Raw genomic sequence first — 23,744 nt, forward strand, 5'->3', positions numbered from 1 at the left:
ATTACTTGTCCTCGAGCTCCTCGATATCGGGTACGTAGAGCGAGAACTCCTCCTTGACCTCCTCCATCACCACGTAGCTCTTCGACTCCTTGACGCCGGGAAGGGTCAGCACCACGTCGCCGAGCAGCTGACGGTAGGCGGACATCTCGGGAATCCGGCACTTGAGAATGTAGTCGAACTGCCCCGAGACCAGGTGGCACTCCTGAATCTGCGGCAGGCGAGACACGGCACGCCGAAACTCGTCGAACACAGCCGGCGATTGCGTCTCGAGGCTGATCTCGACGAACACCAGCAGGTTGGCCTTGAGCGCGCGCGGGTTGAGAATCGCCTTGTAGCCGCGAATGACGCCGGACTTCTCGAGGCGCTTGACGCGCTCCAGGCACGGCGTGGTGGAAAGTCCGACCTGAGCGGCCAGGTCGACGTAGGAGATACGGGCATTGTCCTGCAGGCAGCGCAGGATCTTGAGATCGATACGGTCGAGCGAGCGGGTCTTGGTTTTCATTATCGTGTCGTGGGAAGCCGAGTCAGAGTGAGTGAAGCGTCGCCATGACAGCAGATCGACCTGAAAAAGCGCGGGAATCAGGCGCGGTGCTGGTGTTCGGTCGCACAAACATGCCGACATTTGGAATTATTTCCTGAACAGATGTACCACAGCGACCACTTCCCTCCAATACGCCTGACTCAACGCTGCCGAGGACACTGGCCAAAGGTGACCCGCTCCCGCCCCCCGAGGTCGCGCCGACTGGCCACTGAGGTATAACCGCTGTCCTCCAGCAGACTGCGTACGGCAGCCGCCTGGTCGTGGCCGTGCTCCAGGGCAAGCCAGCCTCCCGGCAGCAGATGGGCCATGCTCCCCTCGACGAGGTGACGCAGATCTGCCATCCCGGCCTCCGCCGCGACCAGTGCGCTGCTGGGCTCGAAACGTACGTCACCCATCGCCAGGTGCGGGTCCTGCGCATCGATGTAGGGCGGATTGGCCGCGATCAGGGTGAAGCGCTCGTCGGCCAAGGCGGCAAACCAGTCGCTCAACGAAAAGCTCGCGTTGGCGATGCCCAGCCGACGCGCATTGGACTCGGCCAGCGTCACCGCCTCGGCTACCCGGTCGATGCCGAGCGCTTCCCAGCCGGGGCGCTCGCTGGCGAAGGCCAACGCAATGGCGCCGGTACCGCTGCCCAGATCGAGCAGGCGGCCTGCCGCCTCATGCGCCAGCTCGAGCAGCACTTCCACCAGGGTTTCGGTATCGGGCCGAGGGATCAAGGTATGCCGCGAGGTAGCCAGGGCGAGCCCCCAGAACTCCCGCTCGCCGGTCAGGTAGGCCACGGGATGGCCCGCCGCGCGGGCAGCCACCAGGGCCTCGAAGCGGGCCCACGAGTACGTTGGCACCGTTCTGTCGCCCCAGGTATAGAGCCAGGTGCGATCGACGCCCAGCACATGGCCGAGCAGCACCTCGGCATCGAGCCGCGGACTGGCCGAACCCGACCGGGCCAAACGCTCGGCCGCCCGCGCCAGCAAGGCATCGAGACGCATCAGGCTTCCTGCTGCAGCGCCGCGAGCTGGTCGGCCTGATGCTCGTGAATCAACGGATCGAGGACCTCGTCGAGCTCGCCGGCCATGACCTCACCGAGCTTGTAGAGGGTGAGATTGATGCGGTGATCGGTGAGCCGGCCCTGGGGGAAGTTATAGGTCCGGATACGCTCGCTGCGATCCCCCGAGCCGACCAGGCTGCGCCGCGTATCGGCCTGCTCGCGCTGACGTCCCTCCACGGCACTCTGCTTGAGCCGGGCCGCCAGCAGCGACATCGCCTTGGCCCGATTCTTGTGTTGGCTGCGCTCCTCCTGGCACTCGACTACCACGCCGCTGGGCAGGTGAGTGATGCGAATCGCCGAATCGGTGGTGTTGACGTGCTGACCACCGGCGCCACTGGAGCGAAAGGTATCCACCCGCAGATCGGCGGGATTGATGTCGACGTCGCCCACCGCATCGGCTTCCGGCATGACCGCCACGGTACAGGCGGAAGTATGGATACGCCCTTGGGATTCGGTGGCTGGCACCCGCTGCACGCGGTGTGCGCCCGATTCGAATTTCAGCCGGGCATAGACCCCGTCGCCCTTTATCCGTGAGATGAGCTCCTTGTAACCGCCCTGCTCGCCATGGCTGGCGCTGATCACTTCGACCTTCCAGCCCTGCTTCTCGGCATAGCGGGAGTACATGCGGAACAGGTCGCCGGCGAATAGTGCCGCTTCATCGCCGCCGGTGCCGGCGCGAATCTCGAGGAAGACGTTGCGGCCGTCGTCGGGGTCGCGCGGCACCAGTAACTGCTTGAGCCGCACCTCCAGCTCCGCCAGACGCTCCCGCCCCTCCTCCAGCTCCATCTGGACCAGCTCGCGCATCTCGGCGTCGCTGTCATCGGCCAGTTGAGCGGCATCCTCCAGTTCGTTTTCGATCGCCCGATAGTCACGCCAGGCCTCGACCAGGTGTTCGAGCTCGGCATATTCACGGGAGTAGTCGCGGAAGCGAGGCTGATCGCTGATCACCTCGGGCTCCGCCAGCAGGGCGGCGAGCTCCTCGAAGCGTTCGACGAAGCCATCGAGACGCTGGCGCAGGGTCGCTTTCATGGCGTGTCCTGTCAGGGTTTCGTTGATGTGGAATCCAGCAGCAGGGCCTCGGCGGCGGTGAGCAGATCGCGCCGCTCTCCCCCGGATGCCTCGCGCAGGGCCACCGTGGGCCGATGCAGCAGGCGATTGGTGAGCTGGTGGGCCAGCAGACGAAGCACCTCCTCGGGGTCCTCGCCTCGTGCCAGCCTTGCCAATGCCTGGCGCTCGGAATACTCGCGCAATTCGGCCGCCTGGTCGCGGTAGCGGCGAATCAACTCTCCACTGCTGCGGATGCGCCGTTCGTGCAGCCAGACATGTACGCCATGTTCGATCAGCGATTCCGCCTGGTCGGCGGCCGCCTGGCGATGGCGTCGGTTCTCCTGGATCACCTCGTTGAGGTCGTCGACCGTATAGAGAAAGATATCGTCCAGGTCGCCGACCTCGGGCTCGATGTCGCGCGGCACGGCAATGTCGACCATGAAGATCGGCCGATGGCGGCGTTTCTTCAGCGCCCGCTCGGCCATGCCCTTGCCCAAGATCGGGAGCGGTGCGGCGGTGGAGGAAATGACGATGTCCGCGCGGGCCAGGGCGTCGGGAATCTCGTTGAGCGAGATCGCCTCGGCATTGAATTCGCTGGCCAGCACCTCGGCACGCTCACGCGTGCGGTTGGCCACGATCATATTTCGCACGCCGGCCTCGCGCAGGTGCCGCGCCACCAACTCAATGGTTTCCCCCGCGCCGATCAGCAGCGCCCGCGAGCGGCCGAAGTCATCGAAGATTCGACTGGCCAGGCTCACGGCGGCGTAAGCCACCGAAACCGGGTTCTGACCGATGCCGGTGCGTGTACGCACCTGCTTGGCCACCGCGAACGTATGCTGGAACAGCAGCTCCAGCTCACCGCCCAACCCGCTCGCTTGGCGTGCCGACTGGTAGGCCTCCTTGAGCTGGCCTAGTATCTGCGGCTCACCCAGCACCATCGAGTCCAGCCCCACCGCAACGCGCATTAGATGACGTGCGGCATCGTTGTCCAGATAGTGATAGGCGCAGGGCGTCAGCTCATCGAGCGCCAGCCCGTGGAAACGACCCAGCCAGTCGAGGATGATGCGCTCACCGCTCGGCTCGGTCACGCAATAGAGCTCAGTGCGATTGCAGGTCGAGAGCACCGCCGCTTCGTGCACCTCCGGCAGCCCACGCAGTTCGACCAGCGCCGACTCCAGTTGCGCGGGTGTAAAGGCGACCCGTTCGCGCACCGCGACGGTGGCCGTCCTGTGGTTGATTCCAAGGGCAAGAAGCGTCATGCGTTAAGCGTCTTCGGTGATGTCGGCCGGCGGCACCGTAAATGAAAAAACCGTCTCTGCGGCGCTGCATTCTATCACAGCCTTCCGAGCTCGGCGCCAGGCCCACGACCCCTGCCATTGACGCACGACAAGGCAGCGGTCATTCACCCAGCCGCATCGCCGAAGCAGCGATCCCTTTGCCCTTAGGCTGCTAGCCGGTATGCTGGCACCTCGGGACACCGGATGAGATACGCATGCCCTCGACGCTGATACGCCCCTCACGCCATGGACTGGCAGTGCTTGGCCTGACCGTTCTGCTGGGCGGTTGCCAAGGCCTGGCCCCCATCCCTTCAGCCAAGTCTCAAGAAGACCCCATGGCCTCGGCACCTCCCATCGAGCACGGGCTTGACGCGGAGGGGTTGGCCACGCTGTTGACAGCCGAGTTTGCGGGACAGCGCGGCGACTATCGCCGCGCCACACTGGGCTACCTGGCCATGGCCGAGCGCTACAACGCTGCGCCACTGGCAGAGCGCGGCACCCTGGCAGCCCGCTTCAGCAATGACGTCCTGCTGCTCGAGCAGGCCGTTGGCACCTGGCAGGAGCTCGCCCCCGCAGCAGAAGCGCCACTACGCCTGCTCGCCGGCTTGGCTCTGCAGCGTGGCGACTGGACCCAGGCGCTAGATTGGCGTCTGGCATTGGCCGAGCAGGGCCAGCATGCCGAACTGGCACTGTTCGCCGAGCTTGCATTGGAGTCAGGCGTCGATCCATTGCCTCTGCGCGAGCGGCTGCGGGAACATCTCGACCGTACCGGGGTTGGCACCCACCCTCACTATCACGATGCCGTGCTGGCCATGGCGATCCTCGAGGCGGCCACGGGACAGCGTCAGCAGGCCGAGACGCGCCTGAACCAGCTCGAGCGTAACCACTCCGAGCTACCCGCCCTGTGGCTGACGCGAGCCCAACTGGCCTTGGAAGCCGACAGCCCGCGCCAAGCCCGTGAGTCCGCTCGCCGCGGCCTCGAGGTCTCCCCCGGCGATCCGCGCTTCTTACTACTGTTGGCACAGGCTGAGCTGATGCTGGGCAACGTCGCCGCCGCCGAGCAACACACCGCGGCGCTGATGGACGAGCACGTCGGCAACCACGAATTGCACGTCTCGCTGGCACGCCTCTATCTGGAAGGTGGCCATCTCGATGCCGCCCGACGCCTGCTGCTGCCCCTGGTCGGCAGCGACGAACCCCCTCCCGAGGCCTTCTACCTGATGGGCACTATTGCCGAACAGGAAGGGGAAATCGACAATGCCCTGCTCTACTACCGCCAGGTGGCTCCAGGCAGCCACTTCCTGCGCTCCCGCCTGCGGGCCGCCCAGATGCTGATCGAGGACGAACGCTTGCTAGACGCTCGCGCCTTCTTGCGCATCGAGCGCCTGCGCCATGAATCGCATTTCAGCGATCTGGTCGCCCTCGAGGTGGAGCTGCTCGACGAAGCCGGACTGAGCGCCGAAGCCGACAGCCTGCTCGACCGCGAACTCTCGCGCACCCCCAATGACGAACCGCTACTTTATCTGCGCGCCATGCGCGCCTGGGAGCATGGCAACCTCGAAGCCATGGAGCGAGACCTGGGTCGCATCATCGAAGCCAACCCGGAGAATGCCTCGGCCCTGAACGCACTGGGCTATACGCTGGCGGACCTCGACGACCCCGAGCGCCTGGAGGAGGCCCGCGAGCTCATCGAACGCGCCCATGAACTCGAACCCGGCAGCCCGGCAATCATGGATAGCCTGGGCTGGGTCTACTATCGGATGGGCGACCCGGAGCGCGCGCTGGCCTGGCTGGAGCGCGCTTATGCCAGCATGCCCGACCAAGAGATCGCCGCTCATCTGGCCGAGGTTCTCTGGACGCTGGATCGACATGACGATGCCCGACGCGTCGTGGCACACATCCTGCGCCAGCACGACGAGCATCCCATGATCGACGATCTCCTCGAGCGCATTCCCGAACTGGCACCCTGACCACCCTCTGTCAACGAGACGATGCCATGAAACGCCCCATTTTCGCGACACGTTGGCTTGCCATGAGCCTCGCACTGACACTATTGGCCGGCTGCGCCACCCCTGGCGCGGCCCCGGACGGTGAGCGCCAGTCCGACCAGTGGGAAGCCCAGAAAGAGCGCCTGGAATCCCTGGACACCTGGACCCTGATCGGCAAGACCGGGCTGCGCACCGCCCAGGAATCGACCAGCGCCAACCTCGACTGGAGCCAGCACCCCCACTATTACCGCATGCTGATCAGCGGCCCCTTCGGTAGCGGCCGCAACTTGCTGGAAGGGCGCGAAGGCCGCTTCTCGCTGACCAATGCCGAAGGACGCTTCGAAGCCGCGACTCCCGAAGCCTTGATGCAGCAGCAGTTGGGTTGGTCACTACCGGTCAGTTCGCTGGCCGACTGGATCCGCGGCCTGCCCGCCGACCACAGCCGCTATCAGCTCGATCGTGACGAGCGAGGCTTCCCTCAACAGCTCGAACAGGATGGCTGGCAGATCGTCTATCGCGACTGGATGCAGGTCGAGTCGTTGTGGCTGCCGCGCCGCCTGGTCATGGAATACGATGACCTGCGCGTGACGCTGGTGGTCACCGAGTGGCGCCCCGTTGTTGATGACTGAACCGACCAACGAGCCGTTGATCGACCCGACGAGCGAGCTCGTACTGCCGGCGCCGGCCAAGCTCAACCGGATGCTGCATATCACCGGCCGCCGGGCAGACGGCTACCATGAGCTGCAGACGCTGTTCCAGTTCCTCGACCATGGGGACGAGTTGAGCCTGCGTCTCAGGCCGGACGGAGAGATCCGCCTGACCCCATCCATCGCCGGGCTGGCCGATACCGACAACCTGATCGTGCGCGCCGCCCGCCTTCTGCAAGCCGAGAGCGGCTGCCAGCTGGGCGCCGACATCCACCTGACCAAACGCCTGCCCATGGGCGGCGGACTGGGCGGCGGCAGCAGCGACGCCGCCACCACCCTGCTTGGCCTCGACCGTCTTTGGCGGCTCGGCCTCTCGCTCGATCGGCTAGCCGAACTCGGCCTGCGCCTCGGCGCCGACGTGCCGGTATTCGTGCGCGGCCGCGCCGCCTGGGCCGAAGGCGTGGGTGAGAAGCTCACGCCAGTGGAACTCGACACCCCCTGGTTCGTGGTCGTGCACCCGGGCATCGAAGTGGCTACCGCCGCCGTGTTCGGGGCGGCACAATTGACACGTAACACTCCCCCGATTACCATGGCGCGCGCACTGCAGGGGGGAGCACCCAGCTGGGACAACGACTGCGAGCCAACGGTCAGGTCACTCTATCCGCAAGTCGCCGAAGCGCTCGACTGGCTTGGCAGCCGGGCAACCGCCATGTTGACGGGAACCGGCGCCTGCCTCTTCGCTCGGCTGGACTCGGAAGACACGGCCAGGCGTCTATTGGCCGACCTATCGGGTCGCTATACTGCTTTCATTGCTCGCGGCCTGAATCTCTCCCCGCTACATGCTGCTCTAGGTCGATGAACATGATGCCAGCGAGCGCCCGACTCGAAGCGCTTGCCCCCAGCTCATCGCAAACAGAGCTCCCCAACACTGCATAGGTGGATGCGCGTGTCAAAATTGATGGTTTTTGCCGGGAATGCCAATCCGGAGCTTGCCCAGAAAATCGCCGAGAGTCTCGATACTCGCATGGGCAATGCCACGGTCGGGCAGTTCAGCGATGGCGAGATCGCGGTCGAGATCAACGAGAACGTTCGCGGCAAGGACGTCTTCATTCTGCAGTCCACCTGCGCACCGACCAATGACAACCTGATGGAGCTGATCCTGATGGTGGATGCCCTGCGCCGGGCCTCAGCCACCCGGATCACCGCCGTGGTGCCCTATTTCGGCTACGCGCGCCAGGATCGCCGGGTACGTTCCGCCAGGGTTCCCATCTCGGCCAAGGTTGTCGCCGACATGATGGTCAAGGCCGGCGTAGACCGGGTGATGACCATGGACCTGCACGCCGATCAGATCCAAGGATTCTTCGACGTCCCGGTGGACAACGTCTACGGCTCGCCGATCCTGCTCGACGACATCGAGCGTCAGAACTACGACGATCTGGTGGTGGTGTCGCCCGATGTGGGCGGCGTGGTTCGCGCCCGCGCCATCGCCAAACAACTCAACGCCGATCTCGCCATCATCGACAAGCGCCGCCCCCAGGCCAACCAGGCCCAGGTGATGCACATCATCGGTGAGATCGAGAACCGCACCTGCGTGGTGGTGGACGACATGATCGATACCGCCGGCACCCTGTGCAAGGCCGGCGACGCGCTCAAGGACCATGGCGCGCGCCGCGTGGTGGCCTATGCCACCCACCCGATCCTCTCCGGCCCGGCGGTGGAGAACATCACCGGCTCGGTGCTCGACGAGGTGGTGGTCACCGATACCATTCCGCTGTCCGACGTCGCCCGTCGCAGCGGCAAGATCCGTCAGCTCAGCGTGGCCGGACTGATCGCCGAGGCGATCCGCCGCGTCAGCAACGAAGAATCCGTCAGCGCCATGTTCCACTGAAGATGGCGCCGGTGTAGCGCCCCTACGGGGCTTTCGGGAACGTCGCGATCAGGTCGCGGGTCGCACGTCTCCCTTACTTTCAGCAAGAGGCAACAACATGTCCGATTTCACACTCAATGCCAGCGTTCGCAACGACCTGGGGAAAGGTGCGAGCCGCCGCCTGCGTCGTGCGAACCTCGAAGTTCCGGCAATCATCTACGGCGGAGAGAAGGCCCCTCAGCCGATCGCCCTCGAGAAGTCCGCCTTCTACAAGGCCATCGAGGACGAAGCCTTCTTCTCTTCAGTGCTCAATCTCGTCATCGACGGCCAGAAAGAGCAGGTCGTAGTGCGTGATCTGCAGCGTCACCCGTACAAGCCGCTGGTCACCCATGCCGACTTCATGCGCGTGGACGCCACTCACGAGATCACCATCAGCGTACCGCTTCACGTGGTGGGCGAAGAGAAGTCCAAGGGCATCAAGGACCATGGCGGCGAGCTGCATGTGCTCTCCAACGAAGTCCAGATCAGCTGTCTGCCAAAGGATCTGCCGGACTTCCTCGAGGTCGACATCAGCGAAGTCGAGCTGGGCACCACCCTGCACCTCTCCGACCTCAAGCTGCCGGCCGGCATCACCCTGGTCGAGCTGACCCATGGCGCCGACCATGACAACGCCGTGCTGAGCATCACCAAGCCGAAAGTCCGCAGCGAAGAGACTGAAGGCGAAGAAGGCGAGGAAGGCGAAAACAGCGCCGAGTAAACCGCGCTGTCGGGGCTGCCCTGGGGCAGCCCCCAATCCAATCAAGCGCTGCGGCGCTTGTTTTCGTTTGGAGGCCCCGCATGCCCCAGGTCAAGGCGATCATCGGGCTGGGCAACCCCGGTGACAACTATGCCGCCACGCGCCATAACGCTGGCGCCTGGCTGGTCGAGATCCTGGCTCGCCAGGCCGGCACCGAGCTACGCCCCGAAAAGAAGTTCCTCGGCCTTTATGCCAAGGTCCTGCTCGACGGACACGAACTGCACCTGCTCGAACCTACTACTTTCATGAACCGCAGCGGCGGCGCCGTGGCAGCGCTGTGCCAATTCTTCAAGATCGCTCCCGACGAGCTGCTGGTGGCCCATGACGAACTGGATATCGCCCCCGGAACCGCGCGTTACAAGCAGGGTGGCGGCCACGGCGGCCACAACGGCCTGCGTGATATCGTCAGCGCGCTGGGCGACAAGGGCTTTAATCGGCTGCGCATCGGCATTGGCCACCCTGGCGACTCGCGCCAGGTGACCAACTACGTGCTGGGACGCCCCGGCAAGGCGGAGCTCGAGGCCATCGGGGCTGCGCTCGATGAGTGCCTGGCGACGCTGCCGCTCGCCGTGTCGGGCGACTGGGCCCGCGCCATGAGCCGGCTGCACAGCTTCCAAGGGTGAATTAGAATAGCGCTAGTTCGCGAGCGCTACCCGCCACCACATTCAGGACACCATCATGGGTTTTAACTGCGGTATCGTCGGCCTGCCCAACGTTGGCAAGTCGACCCTCTTCAACGCCCTGACCAAGTCCGGCATCGATGCCGAGAACTTTCCCTTCTGCACGATCGAGCCCAACGTCGGCATCGTGCCGATGCCCGACCCGCGTCTCGACAGGCTGGCCGAGATTGTGAAGCCGCAGAAGGTGCTCCCCACCACCATGGAATTCGTCGATATCGCCGGTCTGGTGGCGGGCGCTTCCAAGGGCGAGGGACTCGGTAACAAGTTCCTGGCCAATATCCGCGAGACCCAGGCCATCGCCCATGTGGTGCGCTGCTTCGACAACGACAACGTCATTCACGTGGCCAACCAGGTCGATCCGCGCGCGGACATCGAGATCATCAACATGGAACTGGCACTGGCCGATCTCGACACGGTCGAGCGCGCTATCCAGCGCCTGGTACGCGTTGCCAAGGGTGGCGACAAGGAGGCCATCGCCACCAAGGCGATACTGGAGCGCATCCAGCCGCATCTGGCTGAGGGCCAGCCGCTGAGAAGCTTCGGCCTCGATGATGACGAGAAACGCCAGCTCAAGAGCTTCGGCTTCCTCACGCTCAAGCCGACCATGTACATCGCCAACGTCAACGAGGACGGCTTCGACGCCAACCCCTACCTCGATATCGTCAATGAAATCGCTGCCGAGGAAGGCGCGGTGGTGGTTCCGGTGTGCAACCAGTTGGAGGCCGAAATCGCCGAGCTTGACGACGAGGAACGCACCATGTTCCTCAGCGAGATGGGCATGGAAGAACCGGGGCTCGACCGCGTGATCCGCGCCGGCTACAAGCTTCTCGGCCTGCAGACCTACTTCACTGCAGGCGTCAAGGAAGTACGCGCCTGGACGGTCAGGGTCGGCGCCACCGCCCCCGAGGGCGCCGGCGTTATCCACACCGACTTCCAGAAGGGCTTTATCCGCGCCGAGGTCATCGCCTACGATGACTTCGTCACACTGGGCGGCGAACAAGGTGCCAAGGATGCCGGCAAGTGGCGACTGGAAGGCAAGGATTACATCATCCAGGATGGTGACGTGATCCACTTCCGCTTCAATGTGTAACCTCCAGGCTTGACCCGGCTGGGGCGAATCCGTAAACTTCGCCCCCGTTGATTGGCTACGTAGCTCAGCTGGTTAGAGCACATCACTCATAATGATGGGGTCCCCTGTTCGAATCAGGGCGTAGCCACCAAAGATCAAAAAACCCGGCGCCTCCTGGCGCCGGGTTTTTCGTGGTGGCGGCTCAAGCCAGCTGCGGGCGGTTGGCAAAGGCCACCAGCGCCCGGGTCAGGTACTCCACGTCGCTGGCGCCTGCCGTTTCGCGGATCGAGTGCATGGCCCACTGCGGCACCCCTACGTCCAGCGTCGGTACGCCGAGCTCAGTGGCTGTGATCGGCCCGATGGTGCTGCCACAGCCCATGTCGGCGCGGGTCACGAAGGTCTGTACCGGCACCCCCGCCTCGCGGCAAACGTCGCGGAACAGCGCCGAAGTAGCACTGTTGGTGGCATAGCGCTGGTTGGCGTTGACCTTGATCACCGGTCCGCCATTGAGCGCCGGCCCGTGGGCGGCATCGTGCTTGTCGGTGAAGTTGGGGTGCAAGGCATGTGCGTTGTCGCAGGAGATCATGCGCGAGGCCTGGATCAAGCGTATGAAGCCCTCATCGCCCGGCTCGCCGAGCTGAGCGTTGACGCGGCGCAGTACATCGCCGAGAAACGGCCCCTGGGCGCCGCATGCGCTGGCGCTGCCGACCTCCTCGTGATCGTTGGCGACCAGCACCACGCCCTGACTGCCGTCGCTCTCCAGCAGCGCTTCCAGCCCAACGAAACAGGAGAGCAGGTTGTCCAGGCGTGCACTGGCGACAAGCTCTTGCTCGACACCGACCAGGGCCGGGGGTTGCACGTCGTGCAGCGCCAGCTCGAAGTCGAGGATCTCTGCCCCGGCGATACCGTGCTGTGCCTCCAGCCACTCGAGCAGTAACCGCTGCAGGTCGGCCTTGTCGCCGCCCTGCAGGAACACGGGCGGCATTTGTGTTTGGGCGTTGATCGCTCGCCCGTTGTTGACCTCGCGATCGAGGTGAATGGCGAGACTGGGGATGATGGCAATCGGCCGGTCAACGTGCAGCAGCACACCCTCGAGGCGGCCGTCGGGATGGCGCACGTGCACCCGCCCGGCCAACCCCAGGTCGCGATCGTACCAAGGGGCCAGTAGCACGCCACCGTAGAGCTCGATGCCGAGCTGCAGCCAGCCGCCAGCCGTCTGGGCAGCATGCGGTTTCAAGCGCAGCCCGGGGCTGTCAGTATGGGCGCCGACCATGCGCAGCGCCTCGAGCCCTTCATGGGGCAGTTGCAGGGCCACGATGGAGGAGTCGTTGCGCGTGACGTAGACCCGCTCTCCGGGCGCAAGCTGCCAGGCCTGGCTTTCGTCGAGTCGGCGGAAACCAGCGGCATCGAGCCGCTCGGCCATGGTCGAGACGGCATGCCAGGGCGTTGGAGAACGGTGCAGAAAGTCGAGCAGGCGCTCGAGACGGGCTTCCCGAGACATGAGGATCCTCATCAAGGGGCATGGTAATGGCAAGAACTGCTACAATGCGTTGTCTGCCTTTGGCAACTCATAGGGCATAAGCTTGTCTAGGGAAGGAAGTGTACACGAAACCAGGGGTGCTTCATTGATGAGCCAGTTTGTCGTTATTCGGCGCACAGCGGTACTGACGCTTGCGCTGCTGTTGTCGTTCGCTCAACTGGCGCTTGCCCAAATCCAGCCCGGCGACGATCAACGTCAAGCCGCAGTGGAGGTGGCCGAGTCTCTGCGCTATGGCCACTATGCCGACACCGCCCTTGATGATGCCTGGTCGCGGCTGGCCTTCGAACGTTATCTCGACATCCTCGACGGTCAGCGTTCCTTCCTGCTCGCGAGTGACGTCGAGGAGTTTCGCCACCTAGAGGAGCGTATCGACGACATGCTCTTCGAAGGTGAACTGGCACCCGCCTACCAGCTCTACCAGCGCTATCACGACCGAGCGGAAAACCGCTTCGAGTGGCTGCTCGACGCCTTGGATGAGGGCCTCGAATTCACCTACGAGACAGACGAGCGCCTCGACCTGGATCGCCGTGAGGAGCCCTGGCCCAGCAGCGAAGCCGAACTCGATGAACTGTGGAGCAAGCGCCTGAAGAATGACGCTCTCACGCTCGATATCAGCGGCCAGGACGAGGAGCAGGTGGAAAGCAACCTGCGCCAGCGCTACGAAGGCCAACTCTCGCGCCTGCGCCAGACCAATGCCGAGGATGTGTTCGGCCTGTTCATGGCCGCGGTAACCAGCAGCATGGATCCGCACACCGAATACCTCTCCCCGCGTCAGGGCGAATCGTTCGACATCCAGATGCGGCTGTCGCTGGAGGGCATCGGCGCCATGCTGCAGTCCGATGGCGAGTACGTGAAGGTCACCAGCCTGGTACCTGGCGGCCCGGCAGATCGCGCCGGCGTGCTGGAACCCGCCGACCGCATCGTCGGCGTGGGCCAGGGTGACGAGAAGGAGACCGTGAATGTCGTCGGCATGCGGCTTGACGAAGTGGTCGCCCTGATCCGCGGTGCCAAGGGTACCGTGGTGCGTCTCGATGTCGTGCCAGCGGAAGCCGTGGACATGACACGCTCGCACGAGGTCAAAATCACCCGGGATACCGTCAACCTCGAGGATCAGGCGGCCAAGGGCGAGATCATCGAAGTGGAGCGCGACGAGGGCGTACAACGCATCGGCGTGATTACTGTTCCCACCTTCTATGTCGACTTCGACGCCTGGCAGGCCGGTGAAGAGGAGTTCCGCAGCACCACTCGCGACGTGGCTCGCGAAGTCGAGCGACTGAAGGCGGAAGGTATCGACGGCATCATGCTCGACCTGCGCAACAATGGCGGCGGCGCCCTGCAGGAAGCCAACTCACTGCTCGGACTGTTCATCGATCGCGGCCCCACCGTACAGGTGCGCGATGCGCGCGGCCGCATTAGCCTATATGGCGACACCGAAACCGGCACCATTTACGATGGTCCCCTGGCCGTGCTGGTGAACCGCCTGTCGGCCTCGGCTTCGGAAATCTTCGCCGGCGCCATCCAGGACTATGGCCGCGGCCTGGTGCTGGGCAGCTCCACCTTCGGCAAGGGCACCGTGCAGACCCTGAACGAACTCAGTTACGGCCAGATCAAGCTCACCCGAGCCAAGTTCTACCGCATCTCGGGCGAGAGTACCCAGAATCGGGGCGTCGAGCCCGATATTCTGTTTCCCGACATGGTCGACCCGGAGCGGATCGGCGAGAGCAGTCTGGACAATGCGCTGGAATGGGATACCGTCCAGGCCGTTCAGTACCGCCATTACGGCGAGCCGTGGGAGTATCTCGAGACCCTGCGTTCCCGGCATCGTGAGCGGGCCGACTCCCACCCCAACTTCGTCTACCTGAAGGAACGCGTGGAACTGGCGCGACGCATGCGCGAGGAGCACACCAGTGTCAGCCTCGATCGGGAGCTACGCCAGCAAGAGGTCGAAAGCCGCGATGCCCAGCAACTGGAGCTGGAGAATCGCCGCCGTAAGGCTCTGGGCCTGGAGCCGCTTGAAGAGCTGGCCGATGCACGCAGTGAGCAAGACGAAGAGCAAACCGAGAGCGACGAGCCCGTGGAGCTAGTGCAGGTGACCGAAGCTGCCGCCATCCTCGCCGATTATGCCGAGCTGACCGAACGGCGCCTGGCCGGCCGCTTCTAAACAGGGCTGGTCGGTCCAGCCATGACACGTCCGCCGGGCACCCAGAGAGACAAGGCTTGACTGGGTGCCCATAGCCTGTACCGTGCCGCACCTCTTCGATAGAGGCTCAGCCTCGCGGCGCCCTCCTTGCCCCTACCCCTCTCGTCCACGGTTTGTTCCGAGGCCTCCTCACATGCGCTTGAGTTAACTGCTGCGTTAACCGTGCCGCTTGTTGGCGTCTCGCCAATGCGAGACCTGAAATCTACGGGCGTCGACCCGTCAGAATCGCTTCACCGGCCTATAGGTCAACCGTTACCAAATCATCCTCGCTGCGCCGATGAGCCAACAGGGGTTGGAAGCGTTCGAACAACATGCGCTCGAGTATACGGCAAGACAATGCCTTGGCCGGCTCCACGTGAGTCAACGCTCCGGCAGGATTAGAACAATCGATGGCAAGGCTGAAAAAGGATAGAAAGAAGCTGGCTCCCGGAGCAGGACTCGAACCTGCGACCCAGTGATTAACAGTCACTTGCTCTACCGACTGAGCTATCCGGGAATGATACTGTAAGGAAGTGGAGAACTTCCTTCGTTGTAAAGCCGTAGCTCTTCCTGAGAGCTAATAGCCTCTAATTTTTCCTACTTTTGCGAGCTGATGGCTCCTCGAGCAGGACTCGAACCTGCGACCCAGTGATTAACAGTCACTTGCTCTACCAACTGAGCTATCGAGGAATGACGAGCGTCAGGATCAGCTAGTGTTCATTGGCTCCCGGAGCAGGACTCGAACCTGCGACCCAGTGATTAACAGTCACTTGCTCTACCGACTGAGCTATCCGGGAATGGCCCTGAACACGGTGCGTAGTATACGGATCGGCCACATAAGGTCAAGGGCGGATCTCGTCGGGCACAGATACGCTGCATGTCGCAACGCCCCGGAAGAACGACGCCCGTGCAACCGAAGTCACACGGGCGTCGCTGTCAATCTGGTGGCTACGCCCTGATTCGAACAGGGGACCCCATCATTATGAGTGATGTGCTCTAACCGGCTGAGCTACGTAGCCTTTTCATACCTTGCTGCAATTGAGCGCGGCAATGGGGCAGGATTATGCCCGCCCCCCGCGGCCTTGGCAAGTGCGTTCAGGCATCGATTCCCAGCGCAGCCTTTACGGCCTCGGCGCCGGGCTCGCCCTGACGCGTGCTGACCCCCTCCAGCCAGGTATCGACCACCTCGGGATTCTCTTGAAGGTAAGCCCGGGCGGCCTCGCGCGGGTCGATCCCCTCGTTCATGATCTCGTCCATCAGGCGGTTTTCCATCTCGAGGGAGAAGGTGAGGTTTTCCAGCAGGGTGCCAACGTTGCCGCACTCTTCGGCGTAACCGGCGCGCGTGTTGGTATAGACGGTGGCCCCGCCCAGGTCAGGCCCGAAGTAATCGTCGGCGCCTTCCAGGTAGGCGATGTCGAAGCTGGTATTCATCGGATGCGGTTCCCAGCCGAGGAATACCATCCACTCCTCCCGCGGTACCCGGGCGCGCAGTTCGGCCAGCATGCCGGCCTCACTGGAGTCGATCAGTTGCCAATCGCCCAGGCCGAAGGCATCGTCATCGATCATTTGCTGAATCAGTTCGTTACCGTCGTTGCCAGCCTCGATACCATGAAGACTGGACTCGAACCGATCGGCATGGTCATCGAGGTCGGCCACCGACGTGACCCCTGCATCATGGACGTACTGCGGCACCGCCAGGGTGTACTTGGCCCCCTCCAGGTTGGGTGCCAGGCGATCGACCTCGCCCCGCTCGATATATGGATCGCTGATCGATGCCATGGAAGGCATCCAGTTCCCCAGGAAGACGTCGAAATCGCCGTTGCGCATGCCCGAGTAGGCAATCGGCACAGATACCGTGTCGACTCGTGTCTGGTAGCCCAGTGCCTCGAGCACTTCGCTGGCCATGGCGGTGGTGGCGGTGATATCGGTCCAGCCTACCTCGGCAAAGCGCACCGTGTCACAGCTCTGCGGCTCGTTGGCCAGGGCGGGAGACGCAAGCCCACAAGCGAGCATACCAAGCCCCAGTGCGGTGGAATGCATGGCGGTCGTCTTGTTCATTCGGTTCTCCTCTTGCGGATGAAGTATCGTTTGGACGAGGGGATGCCATGACAGGCTTTGTGCTTTTTATTGATTGAACGTTCAATGAAAAAATGCCAAGCTAATTTTAAAGGTAACTACGCAAGGCCGTAGTTGCAAATCGTAACCGGCATCAGGAGAACCCACGGTGCCCAAGACAGGTATGGAGCCGATCCGGCGCAGCCAGCTCATCAAGGCCACCATGGCCGCCATCGACGAAGTCGGCCTGGCCGATGCTACAGTGCTGCGTATCGCCCGCCATGCCGGCGTATCGGCCGGTATCATCAGCCACTATTTCGGCGGCAAGGATGGTCTGCTCGAAGCTACCATGCGCCAGGTTCTCTCCGATCTGGGACAGGCCGTAGCGGCACGACGAAGCAAACTGGTCAACGGCTCTCCGCGCGACCACCTCGGCGCCATCATCGACGGCAACTTCGACCGCAGCCAGATCTCCGGCCCGGCAGCCAAGACCTGGCTCGCCTTCTGGGCCAGCAGCATGCACAAGACCCAGCTGCAGCGCCTGCAGCAGGTCAACGATCAGAGGCTCTACTCCAACTTGTGCTGCCAGTTTCGCCGCCTGATGCCACGCCACGCGGCGCGCGATGCCGCCCGCGGCCTGGCCGCCATGATCGATGGCCTGTGGCTGCGTGGCACCCTCAGCCCCGAAGGGCTGGATACCGAGCGTGCACGTCGCATTGCCCACGGCTATCTCGACCAGCTGCTCGCCGGCTACGATACCTCCCCTGCGACCTCAAAGGAGACCGCATGACAGCTTTCGACACCGAGCCCCTCTACATCGACGGCCGCCGGGAGCCGGCAACGTCCGGCGAATCGTTTGACGTCATCAACCCTTATGATGGCAGCCTGCTGGCCAAGGTCGACCAGGCCAGCCAGGCCGACGTCGATCAGGCCGTTGCCGCCGCGCGCGCGGGCCAGCGGCGCTGGGCCGCCATGACCGGCATGGAGCGCGGGCGCATCCTGCAGCGCGCCGTGGCGCTCCTGCGTGAACGCAACGACGAGTTGGCCGAGCACGAGACGCGCAACACCGGCAAGCCGATCAGCGAGACCGCCGCGGTGGATATCGTCACCGGTGCCGATGCACTCGAATACTATGCCGGCCTGGCGCCGGCCATCGAAGGCGCGCAGATTCCCCTGCGCGAGTCCTCCTTCGTCTACACGCGCCGCGAGCCGCTGGGCGTGATCGGCGCCATCGGCGCCTGGAACTACCCTATCCAGATCGCCTGCTGGAAGGCAGCGCCTGCGCTGGCCGCGGGCAACGCCGTGGTGTTCAAGCCCAGCGAGGTGACGCCGCTGACCGCCATGAAGCTGGCCGAGATCTTCACCGAGGCGGGTCTGCCGGACGGTGTTTTCAGCGTCGTACACGGCGACGCCCGCGTCGGCCAGATGCTGACCGGTCACCCCGATATCGCCAAGGTGTCGTTCACCGGCGAAGTGGGCACCGGCAAGAAGGTGATGGCGGCGGCCGGCGGCTCGACCCTCAAGGACGTGACCATGGAGCTGGGTGGCAAGTCGCCGCTGATCGTGTTTGCCGATGCCGACCTGGACCGCGCCGCCGATGCAGCGATGATGGCCAACTTCTATTCCAGCGGGCAGATCTGCACCAACGGCACGCGGGTCTTCGTCGAGCGTTCGGTGAAGCAGGCCTTCGAGGAGAAGATCGCAGAGCGCGTGGGACGTATCCGCGCCGGCGACCCGCTCGACCCCAGCGTCAACTTCGGCCCGCTGGTGAGCTTCGAACACCAGGCCAAGGTGCTTGACTACATCGAATACGGCAAGCAGGACGGCGCGCGCGTGCTGGTCGGCGGCGAACCCTTGGCCGAGGGCGATTTCGCCCATGGCGCCTGGGCCCCGGCCACGGTGTTCACCGATTGCACCGATGACATGCGCATCGTACGCGAGGAGATCTTCGGCCCGGTGATGTCGATTCTCGTCTTCGACGACGAAGAGGAGCTGATCCGGCGTGCCAACGACACCCACTACGGCCTGGCTGCCGGTGTGTTCACCGAGAGCCTTGCCCGCGCGCACCGCACCATTCACCGCCTCGAGGCCGGTATCTGCTGGATCAACACCTGGGGCGAATCGCCGGCCGAGATGCCGGTGGGTGGCTACAAGCAGTCCGGTGTGGGTCGTGAGAACGGCATCGAGACCCTGGCTCACTACACGCAGACCAAGTCGGTGCAGGTGGAGATGGGGCCGTTCGAGTCGGTGTTCTAAGCCACAGATCTCGAGCTACGGGCCGCGAGATGTGTAACCAGCAAGATGAGCGGCACCGGGGACAAGTCGTAGAGGGGGTCCGATGCCAGGGATGGCATCGGTAGCGTCCAGGGAAGAATTCACAGCGCCCCTCGTAGAGCTGTCCGCGGTTCAGCCGCTGGCTTGCCCCGACGCCCCTCGCTACCGCCAGCCGCTCCTGTCATACCGACACGCCTTGCGCATGCAAGCAGGCCCGCTACCGTCGCGTTACCAGTGAGAGAGGTTATGTCCCAGATTCCTGAATTCGACTACGTGATCATCGGCGCCGGTTCGGCCGGCAACGTGCTGGCCACCCGCCTCACCGAGGATCCGGCGATCAGCGTGCTGCTGCTCGAGGCCGGCGGCCCCGACTACCGCTTCGACTTCCGTACCCAGATGCCCGCTGCCCTGGCCTACCCGCTGCAGGGCAAGCGCTATAACTGGGCCTTCGAGACGGACCCGGAGCCGCATATGGACGGCCGTCGTATGGAGTGCGGCCGCGGCAAGGGGCTCGGCGGTTCGTCGCTGATCAACGGCATGTGCTATATCCGTGGCAACGCGCTGGACTATGACAACTGGGCCAGCATGGCCGGCCTCTCGGACTGGCGCTACGCCGATTGCCTGCCCTACTTCAAGAAGGCCGAATGCCGCGACATCGGCCCCAACGCCTACCACGGCGGTGACGGCCCGGTCAGCGTGGCCACGCCCAAGGAGGGCAACAACGAGCTCTATCGCGCCTTCGTCGATGCCGGCGTGCAGGCCGGCTATCCCGAGACCGAGGACGTCAACGGCTACCAGCAGGAGGGCTTCGGCCCAATGGACCGTTTCGTCACGCCCAAGGGGCGCCGCGCCTCCACTGCCCGCGGCTACCTCGACCAGGCCAAGCAGCGCGACAACCTCACCATCGAGACCCACGCCACCACCGACGTGATCGAGTTCGAGGGCAAGCGCGCCGTAGGCGTACGCTACCTGCGCCGCGGCCAGCAGCATCAGGTTCGTGCCCGCCGCGAGGTACTGCTGTGCGCCGGCGCCATCGCCTCGCCGCAGATCCTGCTGCGCTCGGGCGTGGGCAACCCCGAGCACCTGCGCGAGTTCGGCATTCCCGTGATCCACGACCTGCCCAGCGTCGGCGAGAATCTGCAGGATCACCTGGAGATGTACATCCAGTACGAGTGCAAGCAGCCGATCACGCTTTATCCGGCGCTGAAATGGTTCAATCAGCCGAAGATCGGGGCCGAGTGGCTGCTGCGGGGCACCGGCATCGGCGCCAGCAACCAGTTCGAGTCGTGTGCGTTCATCCGCACCCATGGCGAAGAACCTTGGCCCAACCTGCAGTATCACTTCCTGCCCATCGCCATCAGCTACAACGGCAAGAGCGCAGTGCAGGCGCACGGCTTCCAGGCTCACGTAGGTTCGATGCGCTCCGAGAGCCGAGGGCGTATCCGCCTCACCTCACGCGACCCCCAGGCGGCCCCCAGCATTCTGTTCAACTACATGTCCAAGCCGAAGGACTGGCAGGAGTTTCGTGACGGCATTCGCCTGACCCGCGAGATCATCGCCCAGCCCGCCATGGATGCCTATCGCGGACGCGAGATCTCCCCGGGGCCGGACGTGCAATCCGATGCAGAGCTGGATGCCTTCGTACGCGAACATGCCGAGACCGCCTATCACCCCTGCGGTAGCTGTCGCATGGGTGAAGGCGAAGACGCGGTGGTCGACGGCCAAGGCCGCGTGCACGGCCTCGAAGGACTGCGCGTGGTCGATGCCTCGCTGTTCCCGGTGATCCCCACCGGCAACCTCAACGCACCGACCATCATGCTGGCCGAGAAGATCGCCGACCGCATCCGCGATCGCGAACCGCTGTCGCCTTCCGACGCGCCCTACTTCGTGTCCGGTGACAGCCCGGCCAGACGCGAGCCCCAGCGCCGCCTGACCTAGGAAACACGGCACAAATGCCTGCGCAAGCGAATCGCTGCGTTGCGCGGAGCCGAAGCGTCGGACCGTCGGAATCCTCACCTATACACCATAGGCTCCGGTTCCTGTACTCCGCGCTCCTTGCGCTTCATCTCGCTCGCCGATTTGCTCAGCACTTCCCTAAAGTACTTTAACCCCTTGCGCCCCGCCATCGAGCGGGGCGCAGTCATTCATGCCTTTCCCTGGGCTGGTCTCCTGTCGCAAGATGGGCTAGGCTGATTCATTCAAACAACTGTTCTAAACATGAACCAAGGGAGCGCTGACGAAATGCTCACCCTCATACTCCTCATTTTCACTATTGTCGGCCTGCTGGCGATAATGCGGCGCGAAGCTGGCGCCGTGCCGACCCTGGTCATGTTCGGCGGCCTTGGTCTGGTCGGGGTGCTTTTGGGTGCCCCCGTGCTTGGCGTACTGCTGCTGCTCGGCGCGGCGGTAGTCGCCGTGGCCGGCCTGCCTGCACTGCGTATTCAGTGGCTCACGCCGCGCCTGTTCGCCATGTTCAAGCGCGTCTCGCCCAAGGTCTCGGATACCGAGCGCACCGCACTGGAAGCCGGCACCGTAGCCTGGGACGGCGAGCTGTTCTCGGGCCGCCCGCAGTGGGACAGGCTGATGAGCTATCGCGATGACGGCCTGAGCGAGGAGGAACGCGCCTTCATCGACCATCAGTGCTCGGTCGCTGCCGGCATGTGCAACGCCTGGGAGATCGCCAAGGAACGCGCCGACCTTCCCGAGGAACTGTGGCAGTACCTGAAGAAGGAAGGCTTCTTCGGCATGATCATTCCCAAGGAGTTCGGTGGCCTGGGCTTCTCGGCCAAGGCCCAGTCGCTGGTGTTGCAGAAGCTCTCGATCAGCGAGACGCTGATGGTCACCGTTGGCGTGCCCAACTCCCTGGGCCCGGGCGAGCTGCTGCTCAAATACGGCACCCAGGCGCAGAAGGATCACTACCTGCCGCGCCTGGCCGACGGCCGTGACATCCCCTGCTTCGGCCTCACTGGTCCTCGCGCCGGCTCTGACGCCACCTCGCTGCCCGATACCGGTATCGTGTGCAAGGAGGTTATCGACGGTGAAGAGGTGCTGGGCCTGCGCCTCAACTTCGAGAAGCGCTGGATCACCCTGGCGCCCATCGCCACCGTGGTGGGCCTGGCCTTCCGCCTGTTCGATCCCGACCATCTACTGGGCGAGGAAGAGGACCGCGGCATCACCCTGGCACTGGTGCCGCGCAATACCGCCGGCATGGAGATCGGCCGCCGCCATCACCCCATCGGCAGCCCGTTCCTCAACGGTCCGATCAAGGGCAAGGACGTCTTCGTGCCGCTCGACACTATCATCGGCGGCACCGAGATGATCGGCCAAGGCTGGCGCATGCTGGTGGAGTGCCTCTCCATCGGCCGCTGCATCACCCTGCCCTCCGGCGCCAGCGGCACCTCGCGCTATGCGCTGGGCTGGACCGGCGGTTTCGCCCGTATTCGCCGCCAGTTCAACGTCCCGGTAGTGGAGATGGAGGGCGTACAGGAGCCGCTCGCTCGTATGGCTGCGCTGGGCTACATCGCCCAGGCCGCGGTTTACCAGACCGCCAATACCATCGACCGCGGCGAGAAGCCGGCGGTACCCTCGGCGATTCTCAAAAGCCAGCTCACCGAATTCCAGCGCATCGTGCTCTCCGACGCTATGGACATCCATGGCGGCAAGGCGGTGACACTGGGGCCGCGCAACTACCTGGGCATCGGCTACAGCGCCAATCCGGTGGCGATCACGGTCGAGGGTGCCAATATCATGACCCGCAACCTTATGATCTTCGGCCAGGGCGCCATCCGCTGCCACCCGTTCGTGCTCGAGGAACTGGCCGCCTCGGACAGTAACGACCTGCCGGCCTTCGATCGTGCCTTCTTCGGCCACGTCGCGCTAGTCTTCGGCAACGCCGCTCGCGCCTTTACCATGGGGCTCGGCATCGGCAAACCGAGCGTACCCTTCGACGCGGTCGCCGCAACCTACGCCCGCGACATGGCGCGCCAGTCGGCCGGTTTCAGCCTGTGCGCCGATGCCGCCATGGCGAGCCTGGGCTCGACCCTAAAGCAGCGCGAGATGATCTCGGCACGCTTGGGCGACGTGCTTTCCAATCTCTACCTCGCCTCGATGGTCCTCAAGAATTGGCAGGAAGGCGACAAGGTCGAGGGCGAGGCCGCCCTACTCCACTACAGCTGCACCCACCTGCTGCAGCGCGCCGAACAAGCTTTCGACGAGCTGTTCGACAATCTGCCCAACCGCCCGCTGGCCGGCGTGCTACGCGCGGTGGTGATGCCGCTAGGCCGCCGCTGGAAGCGCCCCGCCGACCACTTGACCCGGGAAATCGCCCAGGCGGTATCGCGCGATACGGCGCTGCGCGCCAAGCTGCTCGAGGCGACCTGGCAGCAAGATGATGGCGTGAAGGAAAACCCCTTGGCCCGCTACAACGCCCTGCTGGCCGACTACGACCGCGCCGAGGTGCTCTATCGTACGGTCAACAAGGCCTATGCCAAGGGCGAGCTGCCGCGTCAGGCGCTGCACCCCGAAGTGCGTCTGGAAGCAGCGCGGGACAAGGGACTGGTCAGCGAGGAGGATGCCGACTTCATGCGCCGCTTCGAGGCCGAGGTGCTGGAGCTGCTCAGCGTTGACGACTTCGAATACGACGAATTCGCCACCGACAAGGCCAATATTCTGCGCCATAACGCGGCGTAACGGCTCTCGACGGCAGCAAACCTTCGCCCCGGCCCAGCGCCGGGGCTTTT

The 23,744-nt window shown here is 64.2% G+C and carries 18 protein-coding genes and 5 tRNA genes; 13 read left to right on the forward strand and 10 right to left on the reverse strand.

All coding sequences use genetic code 11. The features are described 5' to 3' along the window. Position 1: 1 nt before the first annotated feature. The 4 genes from HNO52_RS13620 to hemA form a co-directional block, all read right to left on the reverse strand. Complete coding sequence (locus tag HNO52_RS13620; RefSeq protein WP_167111239.1) at positions 2-502, reverse strand: Lrp/AsnC ligand binding domain-containing protein; 501 nt, start codon at positions 500-502, stop codon at positions 2-4. Between the two features lie 179 nt (positions 503-681). Further along, positions 682-1,527 (reverse strand): peptide chain release factor N(5)-glutamine methyltransferase, encoded by an 846-nt coding sequence (gene prmC, locus HNO52_RS13625; RefSeq protein WP_197565817.1) that lies wholly within the window; start codon positions 1,525-1,527, stop codon positions 682-684. Beyond that, positions 1,527-2,615, reverse strand: a complete 1,089-nt coding sequence (prfA, locus tag HNO52_RS13630; protein WP_197565818.1) for a peptide chain release factor 1 — start codon at positions 2,613-2,615, stop codon at positions 1,527-1,529. The genes prmC and prfA overlap by 1 nt, the downstream gene beginning before the upstream one ends. Positions 2,616-2,626: 11 nt before the next feature. Continuing rightward, positions 2,627-3,892, reverse strand: coding sequence for a glutamyl-tRNA reductase (gene hemA / locus HNO52_RS13635; protein ID WP_197565819.1), 1,266 nt, complete (start codon positions 3,890-3,892; stop codon positions 2,627-2,629). 233 nt (positions 3,893-4,125) lie between these two features. Between hemA and HNO52_RS13640 the strand changes: the two genes are divergently transcribed. From HNO52_RS13640 to HNO52_RS13675, 8 genes are all read left to right on the forward strand, one after another. After that, positions 4,126-5,880, forward strand: coding sequence for a tetratricopeptide repeat protein (locus HNO52_RS13640; protein ID WP_232090305.1), 1,755 nt, complete (start codon positions 4,126-4,128; stop codon positions 5,878-5,880). A gap of 26 nt (positions 5,881-5,906) precedes the next feature. Next, the gene (gene lolB / locus HNO52_RS13645) at positions 5,907-6,527 is read left to right on the forward strand and encodes a lipoprotein insertase outer membrane protein LolB (RefSeq protein WP_197565820.1); all 621 of its coding nucleotides are present in this window, start codon (positions 5,907-5,909) and stop codon (positions 6,525-6,527) included. Further along, positions 6,520-7,404 carry a 4-(cytidine 5'-diphospho)-2-C-methyl-D-erythritol kinase gene (gene ispE / locus HNO52_RS13650; RefSeq protein ID WP_197565821.1) on the forward strand — a complete coding sequence of 295 codons (885 nt, stop codon included), beginning with the start codon at positions 6,520-6,522 and terminating at the stop codon, positions 7,402-7,404. The genes lolB and ispE overlap by 8 nt, the downstream gene beginning before the upstream one ends. 87 nt (positions 7,405-7,491) lie before the next feature. After that, positions 7,492-8,433 (forward strand): ribose-phosphate pyrophosphokinase, encoded by a 942-nt coding sequence (locus HNO52_RS13655; protein WP_010629229.1) that lies wholly within the window; start codon positions 7,492-7,494, stop codon positions 8,431-8,433. A gap of 97 nt (positions 8,434-8,530) precedes the next feature. Beyond that, a complete protein-coding gene (locus tag HNO52_RS13660; RefSeq protein WP_197565822.1) occupies positions 8,531-9,169 on the forward strand; it encodes a 50S ribosomal protein L25/general stress protein Ctc in 639 nt (212 codons plus the stop codon). Between the two features lie 80 nt (positions 9,170-9,249). Continuing rightward, positions 9,250-9,831: an aminoacyl-tRNA hydrolase gene (gene pth, locus HNO52_RS13665; protein WP_197565823.1), complete on the forward strand. Its 582-nt coding sequence runs from the start codon at positions 9,250-9,252 to the stop codon at positions 9,829-9,831. A 55-nt stretch (positions 9,832-9,886) separates the two neighbouring features. Continuing rightward, entirely contained in the window at positions 9,887-10,978 is a 1,092-nt protein-coding gene (ychF, locus tag HNO52_RS13670) for a redox-regulated ATPase YchF (RefSeq protein WP_197565824.1), read from the forward strand. Between the two features lie 53 nt (positions 10,979-11,031). Further along, positions 11,032-11,108 (forward strand) — tRNA-Met (locus HNO52_RS13675). 51 nt (positions 11,109-11,159) lie between these two features. Here the strand turns inward: HNO52_RS13675 and HNO52_RS13680 are convergent. Further along, positions 11,160-12,458, reverse strand: a complete 1,299-nt coding sequence (locus HNO52_RS13680) for a M18 family aminopeptidase (RefSeq protein ID WP_197565825.1) — start codon at positions 12,456-12,458, stop codon at positions 11,160-11,162. A gap of 127 nt (positions 12,459-12,585) precedes the next feature. Between HNO52_RS13680 and HNO52_RS13685 the strand changes: the two genes are divergently transcribed. Beyond that, positions 12,586-14,658: a carboxy terminal-processing peptidase gene (locus tag HNO52_RS13685; protein ID WP_197565826.1), complete on the forward strand. Its 2,073-nt coding sequence runs from the start codon at positions 12,586-12,588 to the stop codon at positions 14,656-14,658. 459 nt (positions 14,659-15,117) lie between these two features. Here the strand turns inward: HNO52_RS13685 and HNO52_RS13690 are convergent. The 5 genes from HNO52_RS13690 to HNO52_RS13710 all read right to left on the reverse strand — a co-directional run bounded on the left by HNO52_RS13690 (position 15,118) and on the right by HNO52_RS13710 (position 16,734). Continuing rightward, positions 15,118-15,193: transfer RNA gene (locus HNO52_RS13690), tRNA-Asn, on the reverse strand. A gap of 97 nt (positions 15,194-15,290) precedes the next feature. After that, positions 15,291-15,366: transfer RNA gene (locus HNO52_RS13695), tRNA-Asn, on the reverse strand. A gap of 31 nt (positions 15,367-15,397) precedes the next feature. Then, a tRNA-Asn gene (locus HNO52_RS13700) sits at positions 15,398-15,473 on the reverse strand. Positions 15,474-15,618: 145 nt separating this feature from the next. Then, a tRNA-Met gene (locus HNO52_RS13705) sits at positions 15,619-15,695 on the reverse strand. Positions 15,696-15,771: 76 nt separating this feature from the next. After that, complete coding sequence (locus HNO52_RS13710; RefSeq protein ID WP_197565827.1) at positions 15,772-16,734, reverse strand: choline ABC transporter substrate-binding protein; 963 nt, start codon at positions 16,732-16,734, stop codon at positions 15,772-15,774. A 166-nt stretch (positions 16,735-16,900) separates the two neighbouring features. On the opposite strand from HNO52_RS13710, the gene betI reads away from it, so the two are divergent. The 4 genes from betI to HNO52_RS13730 all read left to right on the forward strand — a co-directional run bounded on the left by betI (position 16,901) and on the right by HNO52_RS13730 (position 23,694). Continuing rightward, positions 16,901-17,521, forward strand: coding sequence for a transcriptional regulator BetI (gene betI, locus HNO52_RS13715; RefSeq protein ID WP_197565828.1), 621 nt, complete (start codon positions 16,901-16,903; stop codon positions 17,519-17,521). Further along, positions 17,518-18,987 carry a betaine-aldehyde dehydrogenase gene (gene betB, locus HNO52_RS13720; RefSeq protein ID WP_197565829.1) on the forward strand — a complete coding sequence of 490 codons (1,470 nt, stop codon included), beginning with the start codon at positions 17,518-17,520 and terminating at the stop codon, positions 18,985-18,987. Before betI ends, betB begins: the two co-directional genes overlap by 4 nt. A 264-nt stretch (positions 18,988-19,251) precedes the next feature. Then, the gene (gene betA, locus HNO52_RS13725) at positions 19,252-20,943 is read left to right on the forward strand and encodes a choline dehydrogenase (RefSeq protein ID WP_197565830.1); all 1,692 of its coding nucleotides are present in this window, start codon (positions 19,252-19,254) and stop codon (positions 20,941-20,943) included. A 303-nt stretch (positions 20,944-21,246) separates the two neighbouring features. Continuing rightward, positions 21,247-23,694, forward strand: a complete 2,448-nt coding sequence (locus HNO52_RS13730; RefSeq protein ID WP_197565831.1) for an acyl-CoA dehydrogenase — start codon at positions 21,247-21,249, stop codon at positions 23,692-23,694. Positions 23,695-23,744: the final 50 nt, after the last annotated feature.

The sequence above is a fragment of the Halomonas sp. MCCC 1A13316 genome, assembly GCF_014931605.1.
Taxonomy (GTDB): domain Bacteria; phylum Pseudomonadota; class Gammaproteobacteria; order Pseudomonadales; family Halomonadaceae; genus Halomonas.